We start from the raw sequence: 23482 nt of genomic DNA, 5'->3' as shown, positions 1-23482 counted from the left end.
GTGTTGTAGTGAAGCTCCTTAATGTATGGGGCTAATGTGACAACGGCGTTAAGGTTAATTGATCGTTCAATTAAAATAAACGCAATATAAATTAGATATTTTTCATCTAAACTCTGCGTTAACTTGCTTAAGAAACTAAGGTAGGCTGTGTTTAAAAGACGGTTGCGGAGGCTTTAATGAAAACAGTCGGCATTATTGGTGGCATGAGCTGGGAATCAACCAGCACTTATTATAAGCGTTTGAACCAGCTAATAAATAAGCGCCTGGGAGGCTTGCACAGTGCTGAAATTCTTCTGGCCAGCCTCGACTTTGCGCCTATTGAAGAGATGCAAAGTAAGGGTGACTGGGATGCAGCTACACAAGCTCTTATTGCCAAAGCCCGGCAGTTGGAAAAAGCGGGTGCTGAAAGTATTGTTATAGCAACAAATACAATGCACAAAGTGGCTCCACAGGTTGAAGACGCGGTCAAACTGCCGTTATTGCACATTGTCGACGCTGTGGCGGTGCACCTTAAACAAAACAACGTTAACCAGGTTGGGTTGCTGGGTACACGCTTCACCATGCAGCAACCTTTTTATAAAGAGCGCCTTGAACAACAAAACATTAAGGTACTGATACCCGGTGAAAGTGACGGCAATACAGTCGACAACATTATTTTTAAAGAACTGTGCCATGGCCAATTTACTGATAGCGCACGCAAACAATACCTAAGAATTATTGAGGACCTGGCAGCGCAAGGCGCACAAGGCGTTATTTTAGGCTGCACTGAAATTGGTCTGCTGGTTAAACAAGAACATTCTGCCCTGCCATTGTTCGATACCACCGAACTTCATTGCCGCGCCATTGCAGACTGGATGCTAGATTAAAAAGCAGGAAGACCATGACCGATATAACAATCAACTTTTCTCGTTTCTATGACAGAGCCTGCCAGCGTAAAGGTGGCGAAAGTGCGATGCTTGCACGCCTGCCTAAAGTATCGTCCGTAACCCAATTAGAACAACTCGAAGACCGGGATGTACTTGCTACTATTACCCGTTGTATTTTCCGCGCCGGTTTTGTCTGGCGCATTATTGAAGCGAAGTGGCCGGGCTTTGAAGAAGCCTTTAAAGGCTTTGTGCCTCTTTACTGGCAACAAGTGCCCCCAGAAGTCTTAGAGGCACTTTCCAAAGATGAACGTATTGTCCGCAACCAGCAAAAAATAAACACCCTGCCCGCTAACGCACGAATGATTGTGGAAGTAGCCGAAGAATACGGCAGTTTTGGTCAGTTTCTGGCTCAATGGCCATCGAGCCAACAAGCGGAGTTGTTGCATTATCTTAAAAAGAACGGTTCGCGATTAGGCGGCGTTACCCCACAGTATGTTTTGCGCGAGCTTGGCTGGGACGGTTTTATTCTTTCCAATGATGTTATCACCGCGTTGACCAACTACAAGCTGATAGACGCTTCTCCCACCAGTCAAAAAGGGTTAAAACAAGCTCAAAGTGCGTTTAACCACTGGCATCAGCAGACCCAGTTACCTTACAGTCATTTATCGCGAATTCTGTCTTACAGCGTCGGCGATTAAACCAGGTTATTCATTCTAACTCGCTGAACAGTTCTTCCCCCCCCGCTGCTTAACAGCAGCGGGGCAAATTCCCACTGGATAAATCGCCGCCTATCACCTATAAATAGATAGGTGAGTAGTCGTATGACAGTCCGTTATCGCAAGCCGATTTTTTTCAAAAACTCTGGGGATTTTGATGAGCTCAACCAAAAATACTCTGATATTAGGCATCTCGCTAATCATTAGCTTTATCGTTATTGGCATTATCGGTTCAAATGCAGTGCTTGAGCATAAATCGATGGAGCGTAGCGTAACCGTAAAAGGGTTATCTGAAAGAGAATATATTGCCGACACCGTTATCTGGCCTATTCAATTTACCGCGGCCAGCAACGATTTATCTGAAATTTATGAAACCATGGAAGCATCCAATAAAAAGGTCATCGCCTTCTTACGGGAAAAAGGCATTGAGCCGGATGAAATATCCTCGTCAGCCCCTTCCATTACTGATAAATCAGCCCAGCGTTATGGTTCATCTCAACCGGCAGAATTTCGTTATACTGCCACACAAGCCATTACAGTCTATTCCAATAAGGTTGAAGAAGTTCGCAGCGTTATGGGGGACCTTGCCGAGCTGGGTAAAGAAGGTATTGTTCTCAGCAGCGACGATTATCAGGCGCAACCTGAATACTTGTTTACCCGATTGAATGAAGTAAAGCCCGAAATGATAGAAGAGGCCACCAAGAAAGCCCGGGAAGTAGCAGAAAAATTTGCGACAGACTCGAACTCTCAGTTGGGTAAAATCAAACAGGCGCGTCAGGGGCAGTTTAGTATCAGTGCTCGCGACCGACACAACCCTCACCTGAAAAATGTGCGTGTTGTATCCACCATAGAATATTACTTGTCCGATTGATTTATTCGTTTCACAATGCGGCTAACTCTTTGCCAAAAGGCTTATTAAATAATGAAAAGAACGCTGCAGTATTTATTTAAAGGGTTAGCCATTTTACTGCCCATTGTTGTGACCTTTGCGTTACTGCAATGGCTGCTAGTTACCATCGAAACTTGGCTTAAGCCTATATGGATAACCTTACTGGGTGAGTCTTCATATTTTCCCGGACTCGCCTTTATTAGCTTTTTAGCTATTGCTTTGCTTATTGGTTTTAGCTCCCGCTGGAATTTCATTGATTCTCTCTGGCAGCTTCCCGGAAAACTTATCAACCGGCTGCCACTGCTGCGCAGTCTTTACGGTACCATTAACGATGTCTTTGAAATGATGTCGGGCAAAAACTTCGCTGAAGAATCTGTTGTATTAGTCACACTTCCCGGCAGCAAACTGCGGCTTATTGGTATTGTCACCAAGAAAAGCGGAATTAAGGGTGACCGCCTGTCGGAATTGATGGAAGATGACCAGGTGGCGGTATTTTTGCCCATGAGTTATAACGTTGGCGGCTATATGGTCATTGTGCCGGCGGATTGTATCGAGTCACTGACTATGAAACCTGCCGATGCCCTGCAGCTGACAATAAGTGGAGGCCTGGGCAAAAATCACTCTGGCAAAACAGATTAAAAATTGCAGTTGAAATCAGCGCGCGTGCTGGTAAAGTTCGCGCTATGAAACTATCTGAACCCTGCCCTTGCGGCCTCGATAAAACCTATCAACATTGTTGCTATCCATATCATAATGGAGAATCACTTGCGTCATCGCCTGAAGCCTTAATGCGTTCACGCTACAGTGCCTTTGTCGGACGCTTAGCAGGCTACTTAGAAGCAACATGGCATAGCAGCTACCGCCCCGCCTTTCTCGATTTAAGCGACTCACCAAACTGGCTTAAATTGCAGGTTATTTCTTCCAGTGTAGATCAGAATAAAGGACAGGTGCATTTCCGCGCCTTTTATCGTGACGGTGATGATATTGCTTTTATGGAAGAAAAATCTGACTTTATCTTCGAAGACGGCAAGTGGTATTACTTAACCGGTCAGACAAATTAAGACAGTCGCTGACCAGTTTTATCTAAAAAGACCAGACCGTGGGTTTTAACATGCTTTTCATAACGACTTACCGTTAACGGCTTAGAAAAGTAAAACCCCTGAAACTCTGAAAAGCCTATTTCGGTTAATCTTGTTAACTGCGACTTTTCTTCAACGCCTTCAACGACACATTTAATTTTCAATTCAGAGCAAATATTAAAAATACCCTTAACTAAGCTGTATTGTCGCCCGGAGGTTTTTATGCCGCGAAGCAGCGCTCTGTCCAGTTTTAACTTATCAATCGGGTAATAAGCCAAGCGGGTAACACTGGAATAGCCGACTCCAAAGTCATCAACCGATACCTTAAAGCCCCAGGACTTCAATTCATTCATAAGCTCTAATGAGTTGACCCTGTCCGACTCCAGACAGGTTTCTGTTAACTCCAGCTCTATCTGTGAAGGTTTAACCGAAAAATCGGCCAGATATTTGACCAGCTTCGAAATAAAATCGGGCTGAGAAAAGTCAAGCAGTGAAATGTTGATGGCTACGGGTAACAGCGGAAAATCATTTTTCTTCCACAGCGATATTTGAGCACAGACTTTCTGAACAATTAAGTCGGTTAAACGACTTATCATTCGGTACTCTTCTGCAATTGGAATAAAAATAGCCGGAGAAATGGAACCCAGTACAGGGCTGTCCCAGCGGGCAAGTGCTTCAAGCCCGACACAAGTGCCATCGGCAGTCACTTTCGGTTGAAAACAAACATCCAACTCGTCGTTCTGTATGGCTTCATCCAAAAGAATTGAGATTTCATGGCGTTCCATAAACTCTTCTGAGTTTTCAGTATCATAAAGATGATAAAACTGGTTCACAGAAGCGAATTTTTTTGCTTCCAACGCACGGGAAACAACAACGTCGGCGGTTTCACCATGCTTAGGAAACCTGGCCACACCAAACTGAAAAGACTGCTGACATTTAATACCCTGAATGGTGTACTCTTTGTCAAGAGAGTTTTTAATATCCAGTAAAACGTCTTCTAATTCATTTTCTACCGTTTTTGGCAAAATAAACACCAGCTTATTTAACGCAATAGTCGCCGTTAAACGTGGATGCTGTCTGTGCTTCTTCAAGCGGCTGTATGAGGACGCTAAAAGCTTTCTGATAACACTCTCACCATATTTTAATCTGAGGTAGTCTTCGCTTTCACTTTGTGCGACAACCACAAAAAATTCACGATCTGACTTAGAGATTAACTTGTTGCATTGCAACTCGAACCAGTCACTATTCGGTAAGTTTGTCTGAGTATCCAGGTAACGCAAACGGCGGTTTTCCTGCTCTAAAAACGTCAGGTTACTCTCCAGCGTTTTCTCTTGTGTGCAATCAACAAATTCATAAACATAAGAGCTGGCTTCCGGGACTTCTAACCTCACAACTTGTTGGTATGTATGCTCATGCCGAATAATCTTGCCACCCGTGGGTAATTTGGCGTGATTAATATCGGGAAACCAGTTAGAAATAGACTGACAACCACTTCTCGTGGACTCATCTAAACCAAAAATATCACCAGCCTGTTTATTAAAATCTGTAATTAACCCGTCTTCATTAACAATAACTTTGGGTCTTCTGGACTCGGCAAAAAACACCCGGTAAAGCGAGTTCTTGCCTTTTAAGTAATCGTTAGACTTTTGCGTTTCCTGATTCAGTCGTTTTGCGGCGACTATGGTACGAGCCACGGCCAGAGGAATACAGATATTAAAAAATAGAAACATGTTTCCTGCGATATACCATGCGGCGTCAGGAAACAGCACATTGGGTTCAGCGAAGAAAGACAAATTAACGTTGTTAAAAACAATATAAAAAGGCGCGATATTCAATACGGCATAAAATATCGCAGCTCTACCGCCAAGAAGCATTAAAGCAATTAGGGGGCAAGCATACATATACATCGAACCTATTTTTGCAAGGTTCATATCATCCAGGAATAAATTACAGGAGACACTTGCTGCAATAATAGTAATCTGCAAAAAGTTGGCACAAAAATAATAGTAATTCTTGCTTAACCAAAGTAAGCCTAACATGCTAACTAAGAAAGCGGATGTAATTGCAATAATATGGGGAAGTTGAGCTTCTAAAGCGTCATCAAAGCTATGTAAAAACACCACCAGACACAGAAGCATCCCGGAGAAAAGAATAATTCTTAGTGCGCTGACTCGCCAATTGGGAACACCATTTTCTGACGTTCCTTCGTCTTTAAGCAGAAAAAAGTTATTTAAGAAGTTCATGCTGGCCCGAATCAGTTCTCAGACAGCCATTAAAGAACGTTAAACCTTAAAAATCAACTACCTTTACTCTAGTTACTCTATATTAATCAGGTGCTGTCGATAAAAACGCCAGTGTCTGGACTTTATTAAATACCAACCACAAATAAACCAACCAAAAACAATTGCGGCTCGTCCAAATGAAAAAGCACCATGTTGTTCAATAAACAACCAGGAAATGAGTACGGCATCAAAAACTAAAGAGAGTAATAACAGAGGTTGAGCAAAACGCATTAATCTATTTGCCCAGTTAGGTTTGTCTTCGCCGACAAAGGTGGTTGCCAGCAAAACAATCAAGGCAGGCAGGCCAATCAGTAACATCAGCCCGAACTGCTCTGAACTGGTGTAGAAGAGTTTCAATAATCGAGTTCGGTCTTCAGAAAAAGTCAGAGATATAATGGCGGCGACATAGCCACGCATTTCAAATAAAAGCACCAGCAGGAGCGAGAGCGGGATACTCGCCCGGCCCTCTTTATCCAGGTATCGTGCCCTCTCTACCAATCGCTGCCCGGCGCTTGTCGCCTCGCTGCCAGATTTTTTCATGGAAATAATAACCTACTGTATTCACTAAAGGTTCAATCAGAGCAATAGCACCACCAAGCACGACATCGCCTGTCATTAACCAGACTACGCCAAAGGCGATGGTAAAATGCATGATACCAAATGATACTGTCTTTACTGCGTCTTTCATAACAATCTCCCGCGTCGACTTTTGTTAATTATTGCCGATTAAGATTGTTATAGCCAATTGATAAAAGCGATAACCCTGTTCGTTGCAGGGTATTTATCTTTAAACCGCTCGTTTAAGTTGTTCACGCAGTTCAGCGACTTCATCGCGCAGTTTACCTGCTTGTTCAAACTCAAGATTCTGCGCCGCTTTGTACATCTCTTTCTCTTTAGCGTCGATTTCTTTCATCACCGCTTTCGCGTCTTTGACAACCACAGTCCGGGCATCATACCCGGAGGCGACTTCAGCCAGTGCTTTTTCAGCCTTACTTTTACGAGCTTTAGCGGAACCCTGACCCAGATCCATCACGTCGGTGATGTCTTTATTCAGCCCCTGCGGAGTAATACCGTGCTCTTTGTTGTAAGCAATTTGCTTCTCGCGGCGACGGTCAGTTTCATCCATAGCGCGTTGCATAGAGCCGGTAATACGGTCGGCATATAAAATGGCGCGGCCGTTAACGTTACGTGCGGCACGCCCTATCGTCTGAATTAACGAACGGTCGGAACGTAGAAAGCCTTCTTTATCTGCGTCTAATATCGCGACCAGCGACACTTCCGGCATATCCAGACCTTCCCGCAGCAAGTTAATACCTACCAGCACATCGAACTTACCCAGACGTAAATCGCGGATAATCTCCATACGTTCAACGGTATCAATGTCTGAGTGCAGATAACGCACTTTTATACCGTGTTCATCCAGGTAGTCGGCTAAATCTTCCGACATCTTTTTGGTTAAAGTTGTCGCCAGAACCCGTTCGCCTAACTCTGTCCGTAAACGTATTTCAGACATTAAATCATCCACCTGGGTGGCAACCGGACGCACTTCTATCTGAGGGTCAATTAACCCGGTCGGTCTGACAACCTGCTCAACCACTTCATTGCCACTGCGCTCTAATTCATACTTGCCCGGTGTCGCTGACACATACAGGGTTTGTGGCGCTATAGCCTCAAACTCATCAAATTTAAGCGGCCGGTTATCCAGTGCTGACGGTAAACGGAAACCGTATTCCACCAGATTTTCTTTACGCGAGCGGTCGCCTTTATACATAGCGCCAATCTGCGACACAGTAACGTGTGACTCATCAATGATAAGCAGTGCGTTATCCGGTAAATAGTCCATCAACGTTGGTGGCGGCTCGCCCGGCGCACGACCGGATAAATAGCGTGAGTAGTTTTCAATGCCCGAGCAATAGCCAAGCTCCAGCATCATTTCAATATCAAACTGAGTCCGCTGATTAATCCGCTGCTCTTCTATGAGTTTATTTTGCTTAAGCAGAATATCGCGACGATCTTTCAACTCATCTTTTATCTTTTCAATGGCTTTAACCAGCACTTCTCGCGGTGTTACATAATGCGTTTTCGGATAAATAGTGGCGCGCGCAACGTCTTTTTCCGTCACCTGTCCGGTTAAAGGCTCGAAAAAGCTAATGCGATCAACTTCGCTGTCAAACAGCTCCAGACGCACCGCTATTTCTTCCGACTCCGCCGGAAAGATATCTATCACATCGCCACGAACCCGGTAAGTACCGCGCTCGAAGGCTGCGTCGTTTCGCTTATACTGCAACTGAGCCAAACGCCGCAGAACGTCGCGCTGATCGATAATGTCGCCACGACGCAAATGCAGCATCATTTTCATGTAGGACTCAGGGTCACCCAGACCGTAAATGGCTGATACTGACGCAACCAGAACTACGTCACGGCGTTCCATCAGAGCCTTGGTAGCTGACAAACGCATTTGCTCTATGTGGTCGTTAATTGAGGCGTCTTTCTCAATGAAAGTATCAGTTGTCGGCACATAAGCTTCGGGCTGATAGTAGTCATAGTAAGAGACAAAATATTCCACCGCGTTATTGGGGAAATACTCTTTCATCTCTCCATAAAGCTGCGCCGCCAGGGTTTTATTGTGCGCCAGTATCAACGTAGGTCGCTGCGAGCGTTCAATAACGTTTGCCATGGTAAAGGTTTTACCTGAACCAGTTACCCCCAAAAGCACCTGATGCGCCAAACCGGCGTCCAGATTATCGAGCAGCGACTCAATGGCTTTGGGCTGGTCACCCGCCGGCTTGTATTTAGAAACCAGTTCAAATTTCTTAGCCACGTTCTCTCCTCAACTCGCGTGAAAACCACCAATACGCAATAACAGCAGTAAACAGATTAGCGACCACACCACCAATGAATAAACCGGTTAAGTCAGCGAGTAAACTCCCTAAATATGAGAGTGGTACGAATAAAACAAATAGACGAATGATACTTAACCACAACGCGTTCATTGGCCGGTGCACAGCATTAAAGCTGGAATTGGTCAGTATAATAATGCCCTGTAACCCGTAACCCAACGGCATAATATAAATAAAAAGCTTAACAATGTCCGCAACCGCCTGCTCTTCAGCAAATACCTGAGCTATCCAATGTGCGGTTACCAGCATCAGTAAATAAATGACCGCCTGAATGGCCAGCACGGCTTTTAACGCCGTCCGGTAGGCTTCTTTCACCCGATCAATACGATCCGCACCATAGTTCTGGCTAATTAATGGCGGCAATGACATGGACAACGCCAGTATAATGACGCTGGCCAGTGACTCCAGTCGGGACCCGACACCGAACGCTGCCACGGCCGGAGCTCCGTAAGATGCGACAATAGCAGTCATCACTGACATAGCTAATGGCGTCAGCATATTGGCGCTGGCTGCCGGCATACCTATTTTTAAAATACCGCGGGCTGACTTAACCCATGCTTGAAAAAAAGCTCGTCCACCCGGCGGTTTGGAAGAAACCAACTTGTTTCTGCGCAGTAACCAAAACACTAAAAAGACACCACTAAACCAGGAAATAACACTGGCAAGAGCGGCGCCCTCAATGCCCATAGCGGGTATTGGACCCCAGCCAAAAATTAAAATTGGGTCAAAAATGGCGTTTGCCAACCCACCGGAAGCCATAATAAGCGATGGTGTTCGTGTGTCACCGGCGGCCCGCAAAACCGCATTCCCAACCATAGGCGTAACCAACATCACGCAACCCAGATACCAGAGCGTCATATACTCTCGTATCAGCGGCATCAATCGTTCCTGTGCCTGCAATAAACTGAAAACCGGGTCCATCAGCAAATAGCCTATGAGTGCCAATGCTGCAACTAGTATGGCGGATACTGAAAGCGCAGAAAAACCATCAAAATGAGCTTCTTCCGGCCTGTCTGAGCCGTATTTACGGGCAATGACAGCAGAAGTGCCTATACCTAAACCTATGGCCAGGCTTATAACGGTGAAAGTAACGGGAAAAGTAAAGCTGACAGCCGCAAGAGGGTCTGTTCCGAGCATACTGATAAAGAAGGTATCGACAACATTGAAGCTAATAAGAGTAGCCACACCGAAAATAACCGGCCAGGTCATTTCCCAGAGTTTTTGTCCTACCGGCGCGCTGATAAGACTTCTTGATGCGTCGGCAGCTGCCATTCAATCCCTCCTCAGTTCGATAGCCAAATAGTGTACATGAGACTGTGCTTTGTGGCTACGGAGAATAGACTTTAGCCACTGCGATCCGTATAGTAATGGGCATTTCAACCCTTGCGAAAAACAGGATCTGAACGTGGATTATCAACTCTCTGATCGTATCAATGCGATTCAACCATCGCCGACTCTGGCGGTTACTCAAAAAGCCAATGAATTACGCCAACAAGGCAAAGATGTTATTGGTCTGGGCGTCGGCGAGCCAGATTTTGATACACCAGATTTTATCAAAGAAGCGGCTATTCAGGCGATTCGCGATGGTAAAACAAAATATACTGCAGTTGATGGCATCGACGAGCTAAAAGATGCGGTCATTAAAAAGCTGGAGCGTGACAATAACCTGAGCTATGAGCGCAAAGAAATTATTGTCTCTGCCGGCGGCAAACACAGTATTTTTAATTTGCTCAGTGCCTGGTTAAACCCGGGTGATGAAGTCATTATCCCCGCGCCTTATTGGGTTTCTTATCCGGATATGACCAAACTGGTTGGCGCAGAGCCCGTTATTGTTAAAGCTGGTATTGATCAGCGTTTTAAGATCACACCAGAACAACTGCGCGAAGCACTAACCGATAAAACCCGGTTAATGTTTATTAATAGTCCGTCTAACCCGGCGGGAACGGCATACACAGCAGACGAACTGAAAGCTTTGGCTGAAGTACTGCGTGACTATCCAAAGGTACTTATCGCCACTGACGATATGTATGAACATATCCTCTGGAGTGATTCCGCTTTTGCCAACTTGCCTATGGTGGCTCCGGATCTTAAAGATCGCACCGTTATCCTGACCGGAGTATCCAAAGCTTATGCAATGACAGGCTGGCGTATCGGTTATGCTGCCGGGCCTAAACCTATTATTGCAGCCATGAAAAAAATGCAGTCACAAAGTACTTCAAACCCAACCAGCATCAGTCAGTATGCAGCGGCGGCGGCATTAAATGGTGACCAGAGCTGCATCGACACCATGGTAAGTGCATTTAAAGAGCGTCACGACTACCTGGTAGATGCCTTAAATAGCATCGACGGCGTTAACTGCGTGCCCGGTGACGGTACCTTCTACGCATTCGCGCAGGTTGATGGATTAATGGCTAAAGCTAAGGTAAGTAACGACGTTGAGCTTTGCGAAAAACTGCTAACCGAAGCAAACGTAGCCTTAGTGCCTGGCTCAGCTTTCGGTACCGATGGGTATTGCCGTCTGTCCTTTGCAACCAGTATGGATGTATTAAAAGAAGCGGTTAAGAGAATTAAAGACTTTTCAGAAAGTTTATAAAATAAAGGTTTTGGCGCCATTTCCCCGGATGAGCGCCAAAACCCTATTAATTGAACAGTCATTCCAGCTTAAATCACGCCAATATTGCCCTTTTCTATTTTGATAGTTTTATTACAAATTACTAAAAGTCCACCTCAGATAAAGTCAATTAGATCCCGATCAATTTAATCAATGTCAAGCCCGATCAACCTATTTCCGGAAAGATTTTTTGGCGCGTTTTTTAGTCAAATTCACTAAGAAATACACAAGTTGCTGATTCTTCAGGCATTGGTTGGTGACGGAATCACCAACATGAGTGTTTATTCACCAAAATAACGTAACTTATTGTATTTTATAGTAATTAAATCACTGCGTTATTTTTTAACCAGCCCTAGAAATGCCTTCAAACCCGCATCACTCTTACGACTTAACAGAGTTAAACACAAGGTTATCCACAGATTCCGTGGATAAGATCATGTAGCCGTTATCTACTGCGACATTCAGATATCTGTGGATAATGAGATCAGCGATAAACATAGTACTTATGTTATGCCTGAATATTTTACAGTTACTTGACATTGTCATCGATAGCGATTGGCGCCTGTTTTAGCGCTGATATGATTAAAAAAGCTATTTTGTCGACTTTTTCGACAACCGAACCGTTTTCCTTTAAAAACCTTCGCAGAATAGTTGACACCCCTGCGTATGAGCTTTAATATTCGCAGCCGTTGAATGTTGTTCCCCAGTAGCTCAGTTGGTTAGAGCGGTGGACTGTTAATCCATGTGTCGTTGGTTCGAATCCAACCTGGGGAGCCAAACAACATCCAACCTATTCAATTCCCCAGTAGCTCAGTTGGTTAGAGCGGTGGACTGTTAATCCATGTGTCGTTGGTTCGAATCCAACCTGGGGAGCCACATTTAGAGAGAACCGCCTATACGGCGGTTTTTTCGTTTCTGGACCACAGCCCTGCACTCAGTTCAGCAACAGGCTGCTGAGCGCCTTTAGATATCCACTGAGCTAATTCATCTGCAACATTAGGCCAATATAACCGTTGCGGATTACGTTGGGTTAACCAACTATCAATTGATACGCTGTCGATTCGCTTAAGGACATGCGCTAACCCCTGCTCCTGCAGTATCTGCGCATTCCATTTTTGCTCAAACTGACCGGTTAAAGGCTTTACTGCAAGCGCTTTGCCCTGACTCAGCGCCTCGCAACTGGTTTCAAACCCCGCGTTAGACAAAATAGCCGAGGCCTTATTGAAGTGAGCGGCAAACTCCGCTCTTGAAGGTGGGTAACACTCAATATGACCTAAAGACTCGCGCTTAGCCAAAGGATGAAAAAAAGAAAACTCGTAATTATCTAAAGGCTGCAATTGTTCAATTACATGCCGAGGGTCTTCAAAGGGTAAATAGACAACCACGCGTTGCATTAAGCCGCCACAGTTATTTTCTTCATGCCTGACCACGGGGGGAATCGCATTTCCGGTTGAAAGCCAGTGCATACCGACAGGCTCTGAACAGGGCGCAAATGAAGATATCAGCTTTTTCTGCCACCAGGACAAGCGCCGGAACAACTCAGGCTCCTGAAACGCATACTGACGACCTAAGCCAATACAGCGCACTCCGGCTTTCTTAGCCGCCCAGGCGGTTACGGGTTCATAATCTGTGATCACTAAATCGTAATCTTTTACCGGTAATTTTTTTACATCCTGCCAAAACTGACTCCAGTCATTGTTAAGTAACGTCTTACGTCTTCTTAACCGCCCTTTTTCAGTGACAAAAGACAAACCCTGCTGCCACTGATAATCGCCGAAAACGTCCATATCGAATAAACCGGCAACATCACGCCCCGATATCAGGTAATCAATATCAACATTATATTTTGCAAGAGACTTTGCCATGGTGTGACAGCGACTCAGGTGACCATTACCCGTGCCCTGTATACCATAAAGAATTTTCATATAACGAACTCCGATACGACAATAGCCAGCGAAGCACCAGCAACAATATCGCTGGGGTAATGGACGCCAACCACAACTCGGGAGGCACCAATAGCGGCAGCCCAGCCAAAACAGACTAAGCCAAGATTTGGGTAATACTGATAGGTTACTGTAGAAAACAGAACAGCCGCTGCGGTATGCCCGGAAGGAAAACTGAATTTATCACTGGCGACAACCAAAGCAGCAAAAGATAAATTCAACTCACTGGGTCGCTGACGCCGAAAACTGTTTTTCATTATCCAGTAAGCCGGTAGCTCAAGTGCAAAGGCAAGTAACAGGTGGGCAAAATAGTCGTCGCCGGATTCGTCCAGAAGCCAGGCCATTAGCGCAATAACCAGGTAACCGTAACCGTCACCACTGCGCGATGTCAGCAGTGCAATTTGTCCGGGCAAATCCTTAGCCCGCAAACCAGAAAACAAACAATAACAATAGCGGTCAAAACGTTGTAAATAACTGATTAGTACCATGTGGTTTAAAACCCATTTTGGCTTCAGTTGTAGCTACCTTGCCAAGCCTTTATGACACTAAATGAGCAGTTTCGTGAAGAAAGTATGACAATGCACAAATTTTCTCCAAAACACATGCCCTCTGTCTGTTGTTTATGGCGACCAAAACACCGATAATATGCGGTCTTTGTTAAACACAGTATCCGGAAAGGTAAATGACCGATTACTTACTGCTACTGATAGGCACCGTGCTGGTTAATAACTTTGTACTGGTGAAGTTCCTGGGGTTGTGCCCCTTTATGGGCGTTTCCGGCAAACTGGACACGGCAATAGGCATGTCAGCAGCGACCACCTTTGTGCTGACTCTTGCCTCGGTCTGTAGCTACCTGGTAAATCAATACCTGCTTGAGCCGCTCGACTTAATGTCGCTGCAAACGCTCAGCTTTATCCTGGTTATTGCAGTGGTCGTACAATTTACAGAAATGGTGGTACACAAAACCAGCCCTACGCTGTACCGGTTACTGGGTATTTTCCTGCCTCTAATTACCACTAACTGTGCCGTTTTGGGTGTTGCTCTGCTTAACGTCAACGAGCAACACAACTTTGTGCAGTCTATTGTTTATGGCTTAGGGGCCGCTATTGGTTTCTCACTGGTACTTATTTTATTCTCAGCTCTGCGTGAGCGCTTAGCTGCCGCCGACGTGCCGGTAGCGTTTAAAGGTTCGGCTATTGCGATGATAACCGCAGGGCTTATGTCTCTTGCCTTTATGGGCTTTAGCGGATTGGTGAGCAGTTAATGAGTTTATTCGGAGCAGTTATCGCGCTGGGTATATTAGCGCTGATATTCGGAGTGATTCTTGGTTTTGCCGCGGTTAAATTCCGCGTCGAGAGCGATCCTATTGTCGACCAGATTGACGAAATTCTGCCACAAACACAATGTGGCCAATGCGGTTACCCCGGTTGCCGCCCCTACGCACAAGCCATTGCCGACGGTGACGACATTAACAAATGCCCGCCGGGCGGCGAAGCGACCATAAAACAGTTAGCCGATTTAATGGGCGTAGAAGCCAAGCCTCTGGATGATGCTCATGGCGAAGAAGACGTTAAAAAAGTCGCGGTTATCCGCGAGGACGAGTGCATTGGTTGCACTAAATGTATTCAAGCCTGCCCGGTCGATGCCATTTTAGGTGCAGCAAAACAAATGCACACGGTTATCGAACATGAATGTACCGGCTGCGATCTTTGTGTTGAACCTTGCCCGGTCGACTGTATCGACATGGTGAAAGTAAAAGCAAAACCCGAAACCTGGCAATGGGATTTGGATACCGTGAAAGAGAACATAAAAGCCAATAGCATTCCGGTTAAGGTGGTGGAATGAGCGACGTGCAGGCAAACAAACATGACTTTAACGCCAATGTGATAGGTCACTTCCCTGGCGGTGTTCATCCTCCTGAGCGCAAGCAGCCGGCCAGCAGCCAGCCCATTCGCAAGCTTACATTACCGCAAGAACTCATTTTGCCGGTGCGCCAGCACATCGGCCCTTCTGGTAAGGTTTTGGTTAAGGTCGGCGAGCGCGTCGATAAAGGTCAGCGTTTAACTGAAGCAGGGTTAAGCCAGGGGTTACCCTTGCACGCTCCAACATCCGGTACCATTGCCGCCATTGAAGAGCGCCCTACGGCGCATGCATCGGGCTTGCCGGAACAGGCTATTGTCATTCACCCGGACGGCGAAGACCGCTGGGGCAATAAGCACGCACTGCCAGATTATCATGACGTTGAAATTTCACGCTTGCTGGAGCTGATTCAGGAAGCTGGTATTGCCGGTTTAGGTGGTGCAGGTTTCCCTACCGCTCAAAAACTGGCGCAACAAAAGCCTCTGAAACACCTTATTATAAACGGGGTTGAGTGCGAACCTTACATTGCCGCAGACGATCGCTTAATGCAGGAACACGCCGATGACATTGTTGCCGGCATTCGCATTTTGCAGTACATAACCCGTTGTGACTCGGTTCTGCTTGCTATTGAAGATAATAAACCTGAGGCCATAAAGGCCATGGCAGAAGCCATTAACGACAACCCGCAAATACAGCTTAAAGTAGTGCCTACTAAGTACCCGTCCGGTGGGGAAAAGCAACTGATTGAACTGCTTACCGGGCATCAGGTACCCAGTGGCAAGTTGCCGATGGATATCGGCCTGCTGATGCAAAACGTCGGCACAGCTTATGCCGTTAAACGGGCAATTATCCATGGTGAGCCATTGTTAGAGCGCGTGGTTACGCTGACCGGCGAATCTCTTAAACAGCGGGGGAACGTGTGGGCCTTATTAGGAACACCAATTCAGCATTTGCTGGATGAGTCAGGTTTTACTCCGGAGAAAAAGCAACGCATTATTATGGGCGGGCCTATGATGGGCTTCACCCTGCCTATTACGGAAGTGCCGGTAATAAAAACCACTAACTGTGTTCTGGCACCTACGGAGAAGGAACTGCCCTCTCCCGGACCTGAGCTGGCCTGTATTCGATGCGGCGCCTGTGCCGACGCCTGCCCGGCAACATTACAACCGCAGCAATTGCAATGGTTGGCCAAAGCCAAAGACTACGAGTCGCTGGAAAAACACAATTTGTTCGACTGCATTGAATGCGGTGCCTGCGCTTATGTCTGCCCCAGCGAGATACCACTGGTGCACTATTACCGAAAGGCCAAAGCCGAAGTGCGCAATATAGCCCGTGAAAAAGCCAAAGCGGAACAAGCTCGTAAACGTTTCGAAGCAAGGCAGGAACGGCTGGAGCGTGAAAAAGAAGAACGCTTAGAGCGTCACAGAAAAGCCGCCGAAGAACGCAAAAAAATGCAGCAGGAAATGCAACAAGAAGCGCAACAGAAAAGCAGCGACGAACCGGGAAGTAAAGCGGAAGAAAGCACTGAGAAACCGGCCGGTAAATCAGCAGCAGTTGCAGCCGCTATTGCCCGCGCTAAAGCTAAAAAGGCAGCTCAGGCTGCTAAAGAAAGCCCAGAAGAAAGCAACTCAGCCAAAGGAAATGAGTCATGAGTTTCAGAATTGCATCGTCACCCCATGGGCATAACCAGCGCAGCACCAGCGAAATGATGCGCTGGGTTTGTTATGCACTGGTTCCCGGCGTACTGCTGCACAGTTACTTTTTTGGTTCCGGTATCTGGTTTCAAATTCTTCTGGCCGTGGTTACTGCAATTGCCGCCGAAATGGCCTGCACCGTAGCCCGGGAGCGTCCGGCATTTTCAGCCTTGCGCGACAATACTGCCATAGTTACCGCCGTTTTACTGGCTATTAGCATCCCTTCATTAGCGCCCTGGTGGATCATCGTTATAGGAACATTATTCGCCATTGTCGTGGTCAAACATGTTTATGGTGGCATGGGGCAAAACTTATTTAACCCGGCCATGGCTGGTTATGTGCTTCTTCTGGTGTCGTTCCCGGTACAAATGACCAACTGGTTACCAGTTTCAGCCATTAGTGAGCATTCGCTTAACTTATGGCAAACGTTGCACACCATATTGTTTGAATACACGCCTGCAGGCTACAGCGTTGAGCAGCTCCGTTCCGGTATCGATGGCGTCACCATGGCAACCCCACTCGACAGTATAAAAACCGGACTGACTCAGGGTTATACACTGACTGAAATTTATCAGCGCCCGGAATTCAGTTACTTTGCCGGTGCCGGCTGGCAGTGGATAAACCTGGGCTTTTTCGTCGGTGGGTTACTCTTAATTCAGCAACGTATTATCAGCTGGCACATTCCACTCGGCTTTCTTGGTGGTCTTTGTATACCCGCGTTTATCGCGCATATATTTGCCCCGGATCTAATGCCCGGACCAGTCGTTCACGCCTTAAGCGGAGCAACAATGTTAGGTGCCTTCTTTATAGCCACCGACCCGGTATCTGCGGCTACCTCTAATCGTGGACGGGTTATATTTGGCTTGCTTATTGGCTTCTTAATTTTTGTTATTCGCAGTTGGGGCGGCTATCCCGATGCAGTCGCCTTTGCTGTGTTGCTTGCCAATATGTGCGTACCGCTTATAGACCGTTACACGCGGCCTGTTGTATACGGACACGGAGACTGAAATGACGCTGAACAGTATGCAAAAAAACGGTTTATTGTTGGCGGCATTCGCAGTTGTTGCCACGTCTCTGGTTATTGGTGTGCAGGTGCTGACCGAAGACAAAATTGCCATGCAGCAACAACGGCAGGTATTGCGCACGTTGAACCAACTGATACCACCAACCATGCACGACAACGACTTGTATCAGTCCTGTCGTTTACTGGAGAACCCGGCATTAGGCAGCAGCAAGCAGCAACCCTTATATCGTGCATGGGTTAACGAAGAGCCAACCGCGCTGGCAGCCGAAGTTATTGCACCCGACGGCTACTCCGGTGCTATTCGTTTATTAGTGGCTATTAAACCCAGCGGTGAAGTCCTGGGCGTAAGAACTCTGCGCCATCAGGAAACTCCCGGTTTAGGCGACAAAATCGAAGTTGAAAAAAGCGACTGGATAAAAAGCTTTGCTGAGAAGCAAGTTCGCGGCGCAGACGATGACCGCTGGGCGGTGCAACGCGACGGCGGTATGTTTGACCAGTTTACCGGCGCCACCATTACGCCTCGCGCCGTGGTTTCGGCAGTAAAACGTGCGACTTTAGAACTTCAGCAGCAAGCCGACGTTCTATTTAATGCCGACTTACCTCACTGTCAGGAGGTTCAGGAATGAATGAATACAAACATTTAACCAAGCAAGGCTTATGGGACAACAACCCAGCACTGGTGCAGCTGTTAGGTTTATGCCCTCTATTGGCGGTTACCGCTTCGGTGACCAATGCCCTGGGTCTTGGACTCGCCACATTATTTGTTCTGGTCGGTTCTAACGTTACCGTGTCTCTGGTACGCGACTTTGTGCCATCGGAAATTCGTATTCCGGTCTTTGTTATGGTTATCGCCACTTTTGTCACCATTATTCAATTACTGATGAACGCCTACGTCTTTCAGCTGTACCAGTCGCTGGGTATTTTCATTCCGCTTATTGTCACCAACTGCGCCATTATTGGCCGCGCAGAAGCCTACGCCTCGAAAAACCCATGGCAACGCGCCGCCTTCGACGGGCTGACAATGGGCGCAGGCTTTGCCTTAGTACTGGTAGTGCTGGGCGCAATGCGCGAAATTATCGGTAACGGCACGCTGTTTAATGGCGCAGAACTCTTGTTAGGTGACTGGGCTTCACAGTTGCGCATTGAGCTATTCACGGTGAATTACCCATTATTACTGGCGATACTGCCACCCGGAGCCTTTATTGGTATGGGCTTTATTATTGCGTTGAAAAATAAAATAGATGCAGTACGCAGCGCCCGCGCTGAAAAGAAAACCGTTACCCGTGCACGGGTTACTGCCTGAAAAATATAACAACAAATGACTTATTATGAATAAAACCAAGCGTTACGAAATTTTAAGCCGACTACGGGACAACAACCCCAACCCAACCACAGAACTGGAATATGACTCACCTTTTCAGTTACTGATTGCGGTCTTGTTATCCGCTCAAGCAACCGACGTTGGGGTTAATAAAGCCACTCGTAAACTCTTTCCCGCAGCGCCTACCGCGGAAACAATGCTGGCGCTGGGTGTGGATGGCATAAAAGAATACATAAAAACAATCGGCCTGTTTAATTCCAAAGCCGAAAACGCTTACAAAACCTGCAAAATTCTGGTTCAAGAATATGGCGGCGAAGTACCGGAAGACAGAGCTGCACTGGAAGCCCTGCCTGGTGTTGGTCGTAAAACCGCAAACGTGGTGTTAAATACCGCCTTCGGCTGGCCGACTATTGCCGTAGACACGCACATATTCCGCGTGTCTAACCGCACCAAACTGGCACCGGGAAAAAACGTCAAAGAAGTAGAAGAAAAACTGATAAAAGTGGTACCGGCTGAGTTTAAGGTCGATGTGCACCACTGGTTAATTTTGCACGGCCGTTACACCTGCATAGCCCGCAAGCCACGTTGTGGTTCCTGCGTTATTGAAGACTTGTGCGAGTTTAAAGAAAAAACCAGCGATTGAGCTTATTACAGCTCAATCGACGACGGTTTTGTCAGTTGCACAATAACGCGGCGGTTAATCTGACGGTTTATCTCATTGTCATTGGATTTAACCGGACGATCTTCACCGTGAGCAACGGTTTTAATCCGCTCGGCGTCTATACCACGCTCAACAAAAAACTGCTGAATTTCTTTCGCGCGCTGTTCGGTTAATTCCTGGTTCGGCCCACGCGCACCAAGCGAGTCAGTATAGGCATCCACCAGAACCAGTTCCAGCTCATTATCCACCTGAAGATAATCGCTAATCTGTTTAAGCTTTCGCTGCGAGGACAAAGTCAGCTTTTCGCTGTCGGCTTCATGGTTAAGCACCGTGTACGCAATATCATCAAAGCTGAAAGGCAATAACGCATTTACGCAGCTCATAAAGTCATCATAAGTACGACGAAAATTCACCGACGACAAAGACACTGCCACCTGATCACGGTTGTTGTACCAGTCATCATAGAAAAACGTGGGATACCGCCCTTTCTCCAGCTCGCTTAACAAAGTCCATGCCAGTTGTTTTTGCAGCTCACCATCAAACTGCTTATACAGTTGCATATTACCAATGCGGTAACTGGACTCACCGGGCTGCCAGCGCGGCGGCACCGACTCAATAGCAGACACACCATAGCTGTCCGGTAACTTCTGCATCTCCATTTTCATGCGCAAATTGAGCTCTTTGCTGGCTTCACTTTGAAACCGCACCTTACCGTAACGAGGAATTTCATGTTCCATCTCACAGGCTAAGCGGTTCTTTTCACTGATCTGCCAGGCGGAGTTATCCAGGTTTGCACTGTAGTGCCTGACTGAGTTTGCTTGTGCCTGCCCGCTTAATAGCAGCAGCGAGGCTGAAACAGCAGTCAACATCGGCCAATTTTTCATAAGCGCCCCTGATTTATTTCTGATACGTCTGTTATCGGCAAGCATTGCGGTTGCTTTAGTATTTCTGCAAGCAGAACTCCGTTATCTTTGGCATAATGGCGTTATGTTTTATTCACTACGGAAATTCTATGTCAGACAGCTCTAACTCGCTTATGAAACAACGTTTTCGCGGCTACATGCCGGTAGTCGTCGATGTCGAAACAGCGGGGTTTAACGCAAAAACCGATGCGTTACTGGAAATAGCTGCAGTCTTGCTGGATTTCGATGACGACGGAATACTCAAGCCGGTCGACTCGGTTCATTACCACGTAAAACCTTTCGAAGGTGCCAACATTGAACAGGCGGCTATCGACTTTAACGGCATTGACCCGCACTGCCCCTTGCGCGGAGCCGTAGAGGAAGGTGAAGCGCTGCGTGAGCTTTTCAAGCCTATACGAAAAGCACAGAAAGCTGCCGGTTGTCAGCGGAGTGTTTTAGTGGGACATAACTCAAACTTTGATCACGGCTTTATGATGGCCGCCGCTGAGCGTGCCAATTTAAAACGTAACCCGTTTCATCCTTTTGTCAGTTTTGATACAACGTCGCTTGCGGCAATGACCTTAGGGCAAACTGTACTGATTAAAGCATGCCAGGCAGCCGGTATTGAGTTTGACAGCAAACAAGCACACTCAGCCTTGTATGACACCGAACGCACCGCAGAGCTCTATTGCTGGATGATTAACCGCTGGAAGGAATTGGGTGGCTGGCCGCCGGAATCGCGGCAGGATAAAAGTTAACTTTACACACGAAATTCAGACATAAAAAAGCCGCTCAAACGAGCGGCTTTCTCAATTCAGTAAACGCTTACAGTTTGTCAGCGTTTTTAGACAAGTAAGAAGCAACGCCTTCTGCGTTTTCTTTCATGCCTTCTTTACCTTCTTCCCAGCCTGCTGGGCAAACTTCACCGTGCTTCTCGTGGAAGTTCAGTGCGTCAACCATACGCAGCATCTCGTCGATGTTACGGCCTAATGGCAAGTCGTTAACTACCTGGTGACGAACCATGCCTTCTTCATCAATTAAGAATGAACCACGGAACGCAACGCCAGCTTGTGGGTGTTCAACGTCGTACGCTTTACAAATGCTGTGACGAACGTCAGCAACCAACGGGTATTTCACCTGACCAATACCACCAGCGTCGGTTGACGTATTACGCCATGCGCTGTGAGTAAACTGAGAGTCAATTGATACACCGATGACTTCTACGCCACGTTTTTTGAATTCGTCTAAACGTTTGTCAAAAGCAATTAGCTCTGAAGGACATACGAAAGTAAAGTCCAACGGATAGAAGAAAACCACTGCTTTTTTGCCTTTGATGGCATCTGACAGTTTGAAATCTTCAACAATTTCACCTGAACCTAATACTGCTGCTGCAGTAAAATCAGGTGCCTTACGACCTACTAATACAGACATCGATTCTCTCCATTTAATGTTGAGTGTGTTAAATCTTCACCTGTAGTGATGGGGATGCCTCAATGAAAAAACAAGGTCAACCACGATATTCACTACAGACTGTCTACTATTTGCTCAAATTTCATTCAACTGAAGGCTCCGGATGACGCTCTGCAACTTCAGAAACCAATTCTTGCAGTTCGCCGTTCTGGAACATTTCCATAATAATATCACAACCGCCAACCAGTTCACCCTCAACCCAAAGCTGCGGGAAAGTCGGCCAGTTTGCGTATTTAGGCAATTCTGCACGGATATCCGGATTTTGCAGGATATCGACGTAAGCAAACGCCTGCCCACAGCCCATCAAGGCTTGTGATGCTTGTGAAGAGAAACCACAGCTAGGCAACTTCGGAGAGCCTTTCATGTACAACAGGATTGGGTTTTCTTCGATTTGCTGCTTAATTCTGTCAACCGTTTCCATAACACCTCTGCTTAATATAATGGTTGATTAAAACACTCAGGTATTTTAACACAGCCTATAAAGTTTTGTCCTAAATTGGAAGATTTCCTTGAAAAGCAATCCAGTCAGCCCTATATATCGTAAGGTATAACAAGAAAGAACCTGCACAAGTTAACGTGCAGGTCGCACATTTGCACTCATAAAGAACGGAGAGAAAAAATTATGGCATTTGAACTACCGGCTCTTCCATACGAGAAAAACGCTCTGGCACCGCACATTTCAGAAGAAACTCTGGAATACCATTATGGTAAGCATCACGCGACTTACGTGAGCAAACTGAACGATGCGGTTAAAGGTACCGACCTTGAAAGCAAGTCTCTGGAAGACATTATTAAGTCTGAAAAAGGCGGCCTGTTCAACAACGCTGCACAGGTATGGAACCACACGTTCTACTGGAACTGCCTAAGCCCGAACGGCGGCGGTGAACCAACTGGCCCAGTAGCTGAAGCTATTAACAAAAAGTTTGGCTCTTTCGAGAAATTTAAAGAAGAGTTCAACGCAAGCGCTGCCGGCAACTTCGGTTCTGGCTGGACATGGCTGGTGAAAAAATCTGACGGTTCTGTTGATTTGTTCAACACTGACGACGCAGATACCCCAGTCGCGCACGATGGCGTAGAGCCACTGTTAACTGTTGATGTGTGGGAACACGCTTACTACATCGACTACCGTAACTCTCGTCCTAACTACTTAGAAGCTTTCTGGAAGCTAGTAAACTGGGACTTCGTAAACAAGAACTTTGCTTAAAGCAAACTTGTGAATGAATAAAAAAGGCGCCGATTGGCTAATGCCGATCAGTTAAGAAAA

25 protein-coding genes and 2 tRNA genes are annotated in these 23482 nt (G+C 46.5%); 17 read left to right on the top strand and 10 right to left on the bottom strand.

Features of this window, described 5'->3' with window-relative positions:
- Positions 1 to 176 precede the first annotated feature (176 nt).
- The 5 genes from B2U97_RS04705 (at position 177) to B2U97_RS04685 (ending at position 3532) form a co-directional block, all read left to right on the top strand.
- Positions 177 to 866, top strand: coding sequence for an aspartate/glutamate racemase family protein (locus B2U97_RS04705; protein WP_034821854.1), 690 nt, complete (start codon positions 177 to 179; stop codon positions 864 to 866).
- 14 nt (positions 867 to 880) lie between these two features.
- Positions 881 to 1564, top strand: coding sequence for a DNA-3-methyladenine glycosylase I (locus tag B2U97_RS04700; protein ID WP_082815460.1), 684 nt, complete (start codon positions 881 to 883; stop codon positions 1562 to 1564).
- A 175-nt stretch (positions 1565 to 1739) separates the two neighbouring features.
- A complete protein-coding gene (locus tag B2U97_RS04695) occupies positions 1740 to 2453 on the top strand; it encodes an SIMPL domain-containing protein (RefSeq protein ID WP_034821857.1) in 714 nt (237 codons plus the stop codon).
- A gap of 51 nt (positions 2454 to 2504) precedes the next feature.
- Positions 2505 to 3110, top strand: a complete 606-nt coding sequence (locus tag B2U97_RS04690) for a DUF502 domain-containing protein (protein WP_286822924.1) — start codon at positions 2505 to 2507, stop codon at positions 3108 to 3110.
- Positions 3111 to 3154: 44 nt separating this feature from the next.
- Positions 3155 to 3532: a YchJ family protein gene (locus tag B2U97_RS04685; RefSeq protein ID WP_051018775.1), complete on the top strand. Its 378-nt coding sequence runs from the start codon at positions 3155 to 3157 to the stop codon at positions 3530 to 3532.
- Here the strand turns inward: B2U97_RS04685 and B2U97_RS04680 are convergent.
- The 5 genes from B2U97_RS04680 to B2U97_RS04660 form a co-directional block, all read right to left on the bottom strand.
- Complete coding sequence (locus tag B2U97_RS04680) at positions 3529 to 5793, bottom strand: putative bifunctional diguanylate cyclase/phosphodiesterase (RefSeq protein ID WP_235598944.1); 2265 nt, start codon at positions 5791 to 5793, stop codon at positions 3529 to 3531. The two genes, B2U97_RS04685 and B2U97_RS04680, sit on opposite strands and share 4 nt — an antisense overlap.
- Positions 5794 to 5865: 72 nt before the next feature.
- Positions 5866 to 6372: a DUF2919 family protein gene (locus B2U97_RS04675; protein WP_082815461.1), complete on the bottom strand. Its 507-nt coding sequence runs from the start codon at positions 6370 to 6372 to the stop codon at positions 5866 to 5868.
- A complete protein-coding gene (locus B2U97_RS04670; protein ID WP_034821866.1) occupies positions 6302 to 6520 on the bottom strand; it encodes a DUF2061 domain-containing protein in 219 nt (72 codons plus the stop codon). Before B2U97_RS04670 ends, B2U97_RS04675 begins: the two co-directional genes overlap by 71 nt.
- A gap of 99 nt (positions 6521 to 6619) precedes the next feature.
- Positions 6620 to 8653 carry an excinuclease ABC subunit UvrB gene (gene uvrB, locus B2U97_RS04665; RefSeq protein ID WP_034821869.1) on the bottom strand — a complete coding sequence of 678 codons (2034 nt, stop codon included), beginning with the start codon at positions 8651 to 8653 and terminating at the stop codon, positions 6620 to 6622.
- Positions 8646 to 10004, bottom strand: a complete 1359-nt coding sequence (locus tag B2U97_RS04660) for an MATE family efflux transporter (RefSeq protein ID WP_034821872.1) — start codon at positions 10002 to 10004, stop codon at positions 8646 to 8648. The genes uvrB and B2U97_RS04660 overlap by 8 nt, the downstream gene beginning before the upstream one ends.
- Before the next feature lie 133 nt (positions 10005 to 10137).
- Between B2U97_RS04660 and B2U97_RS04655 the strand changes: the two genes are divergently transcribed.
- The 3 genes from B2U97_RS04655 to B2U97_RS04645 all read left to right on the top strand — a co-directional run bounded on the left by B2U97_RS04655 (position 10138) and on the right by B2U97_RS04645 (position 12219).
- Positions 10138 to 11325 (top strand): pyridoxal phosphate-dependent aminotransferase, encoded by a 1188-nt coding sequence (locus B2U97_RS04655; RefSeq protein WP_034821874.1) that lies wholly within the window; start codon positions 10138 to 10140, stop codon positions 11323 to 11325.
- A gap of 718 nt (positions 11326 to 12043) precedes the next feature.
- Positions 12044 to 12120 (top strand) — tRNA-Asn (locus B2U97_RS04650).
- A 22-nt stretch (positions 12121 to 12142) separates the two neighbouring features.
- Positions 12143 to 12219 (top strand) — tRNA-Asn (locus tag B2U97_RS04645).
- Positions 12220 to 12236: 17 nt separating this feature from the next.
- Here B2U97_RS04645 and B2U97_RS04640 read toward each other — a convergent pair.
- Both B2U97_RS04640 and B2U97_RS04635 read right to left on the bottom strand, forming a co-directional pair.
- Positions 12237 to 13268, bottom strand: coding sequence for a glycosyltransferase family protein (locus B2U97_RS04640; RefSeq protein ID WP_034821878.1), 1032 nt, complete (start codon positions 13266 to 13268; stop codon positions 12237 to 12239).
- Positions 13265 to 13774, bottom strand: coding sequence for a phosphatase PAP2 family protein (locus tag B2U97_RS04635; protein ID WP_034821880.1), 510 nt, complete (start codon positions 13772 to 13774; stop codon positions 13265 to 13267). The genes B2U97_RS04640 and B2U97_RS04635 overlap by 4 nt, the downstream gene beginning before the upstream one ends.
- Positions 13775 to 13968: 194 nt before the next feature.
- Here B2U97_RS04635 and rsxA point away from each other — a divergent pair, with 194 nt between their 5' ends.
- Genes rsxA through nth form a run of 7 tightly spaced genes read left to right on the top strand, consistent with a single transcriptional unit; the run spans position 13969 to position 19828 of the window.
- The gene (rsxA, locus tag B2U97_RS04630) at positions 13969 to 14550 is read left to right on the top strand and encodes an electron transport complex subunit RsxA (protein ID WP_034821882.1); all 582 of its coding nucleotides are present in this window, start codon (positions 13969 to 13971) and stop codon (positions 14548 to 14550) included.
- Positions 14550 to 15131 carry an electron transport complex subunit RsxB gene (rsxB, locus tag B2U97_RS04625; protein WP_034821885.1) on the top strand — a complete coding sequence of 194 codons (582 nt, stop codon included), beginning with the start codon at positions 14550 to 14552 and terminating at the stop codon, positions 15129 to 15131. Before rsxA ends, rsxB begins: the two co-directional genes overlap by 1 nt.
- Entirely contained in the window at positions 15128 to 16798 is a 1671-nt protein-coding gene (gene rsxC, locus B2U97_RS04620) for an electron transport complex subunit RsxC (protein ID WP_034821887.1), read from the top strand. Before rsxB ends, rsxC begins: the two co-directional genes overlap by 4 nt.
- Complete coding sequence (gene rsxD / locus B2U97_RS04615; RefSeq protein WP_034821890.1) at positions 16795 to 17847, top strand: electron transport complex subunit RsxD; 1053 nt, start codon at positions 16795 to 16797, stop codon at positions 17845 to 17847. Before rsxC ends, rsxD begins: the two co-directional genes overlap by 4 nt.
- 1 nt (position 17848) lies before the next feature.
- Positions 17849 to 18490: an electron transport complex subunit RsxG gene (rsxG, locus tag B2U97_RS04610; protein WP_034821894.1), complete on the top strand. Its 642-nt coding sequence runs from the start codon at positions 17849 to 17851 to the stop codon at positions 18488 to 18490.
- Complete coding sequence (locus B2U97_RS04605; RefSeq protein WP_034821896.1) at positions 18487 to 19167, top strand: electron transport complex subunit E; 681 nt, start codon at positions 18487 to 18489, stop codon at positions 19165 to 19167. Before rsxG ends, B2U97_RS04605 begins: the two co-directional genes overlap by 4 nt.
- Positions 19168 to 19192: 25 nt before the next feature.
- On the top strand, positions 19193 to 19828 hold the full coding sequence (gene nth / locus B2U97_RS04600; RefSeq protein WP_011235033.1) for an endonuclease III: 636 nt from the start codon (positions 19193 to 19195) through the stop codon (positions 19826 to 19828).
- Between the two features lie 5 nt (positions 19829 to 19833).
- Here nth and B2U97_RS04595 read toward each other — a convergent pair whose 3' ends face one another.
- Positions 19834 to 20730, bottom strand: coding sequence for an OmpA family protein (locus B2U97_RS04595; protein ID WP_011235034.1), 897 nt, complete (start codon positions 20728 to 20730; stop codon positions 19834 to 19836).
- Between the two features lie 128 nt (positions 20731 to 20858).
- On the opposite strand from B2U97_RS04595, the gene rnt reads away from it, so the two are divergent.
- On the top strand, positions 20859 to 21506 hold the full coding sequence (rnt, locus tag B2U97_RS04590) for a ribonuclease T (protein ID WP_011235035.1): 648 nt from the start codon (positions 20859 to 20861) through the stop codon (positions 21504 to 21506).
- Positions 21507 to 21573: 67 nt separating this feature from the next.
- Here the strand turns inward: rnt and B2U97_RS04585 are convergent, their stop codons facing one another.
- Together B2U97_RS04585 and grxD are read right to left on the bottom strand one after the other, a co-directional pair.
- The gene (locus B2U97_RS04585) at positions 21574 to 22179 is read right to left on the bottom strand and encodes a peroxiredoxin (RefSeq protein ID WP_011235036.1); all 606 of its coding nucleotides are present in this window, start codon (positions 22177 to 22179) and stop codon (positions 21574 to 21576) included.
- A gap of 121 nt (positions 22180 to 22300) precedes the next feature.
- Positions 22301 to 22639: a Grx4 family monothiol glutaredoxin gene (gene grxD / locus B2U97_RS04580; protein WP_286823354.1), complete on the bottom strand. Its 339-nt coding sequence runs from the start codon at positions 22637 to 22639 to the stop codon at positions 22301 to 22303.
- A gap of 201 nt (positions 22640 to 22840) precedes the next feature.
- Here grxD and B2U97_RS04575 point away from each other — a divergent pair, with 201 nt between their 5' ends.
- The gene (locus B2U97_RS04575; protein ID WP_034821902.1) at positions 22841 to 23422 is read left to right on the top strand and encodes a superoxide dismutase; all 582 of its coding nucleotides are present in this window, start codon (positions 22841 to 22843) and stop codon (positions 23420 to 23422) included.
- Positions 23423 to 23482: the final 60 nt, after the last annotated feature.

Origin of the sequence: Idiomarina sp. UBA3176, assembly GCF_002364295.1 — a bacterium.
Lineage (GTDB): Bacteria > Pseudomonadota > Gammaproteobacteria > Enterobacterales > Alteromonadaceae > Idiomarina > Idiomarina loihiensis.
Note: the sequence above shows the minus strand (reverse complement) of the source record. Positions and strands in the feature narration are given on the sequence as shown.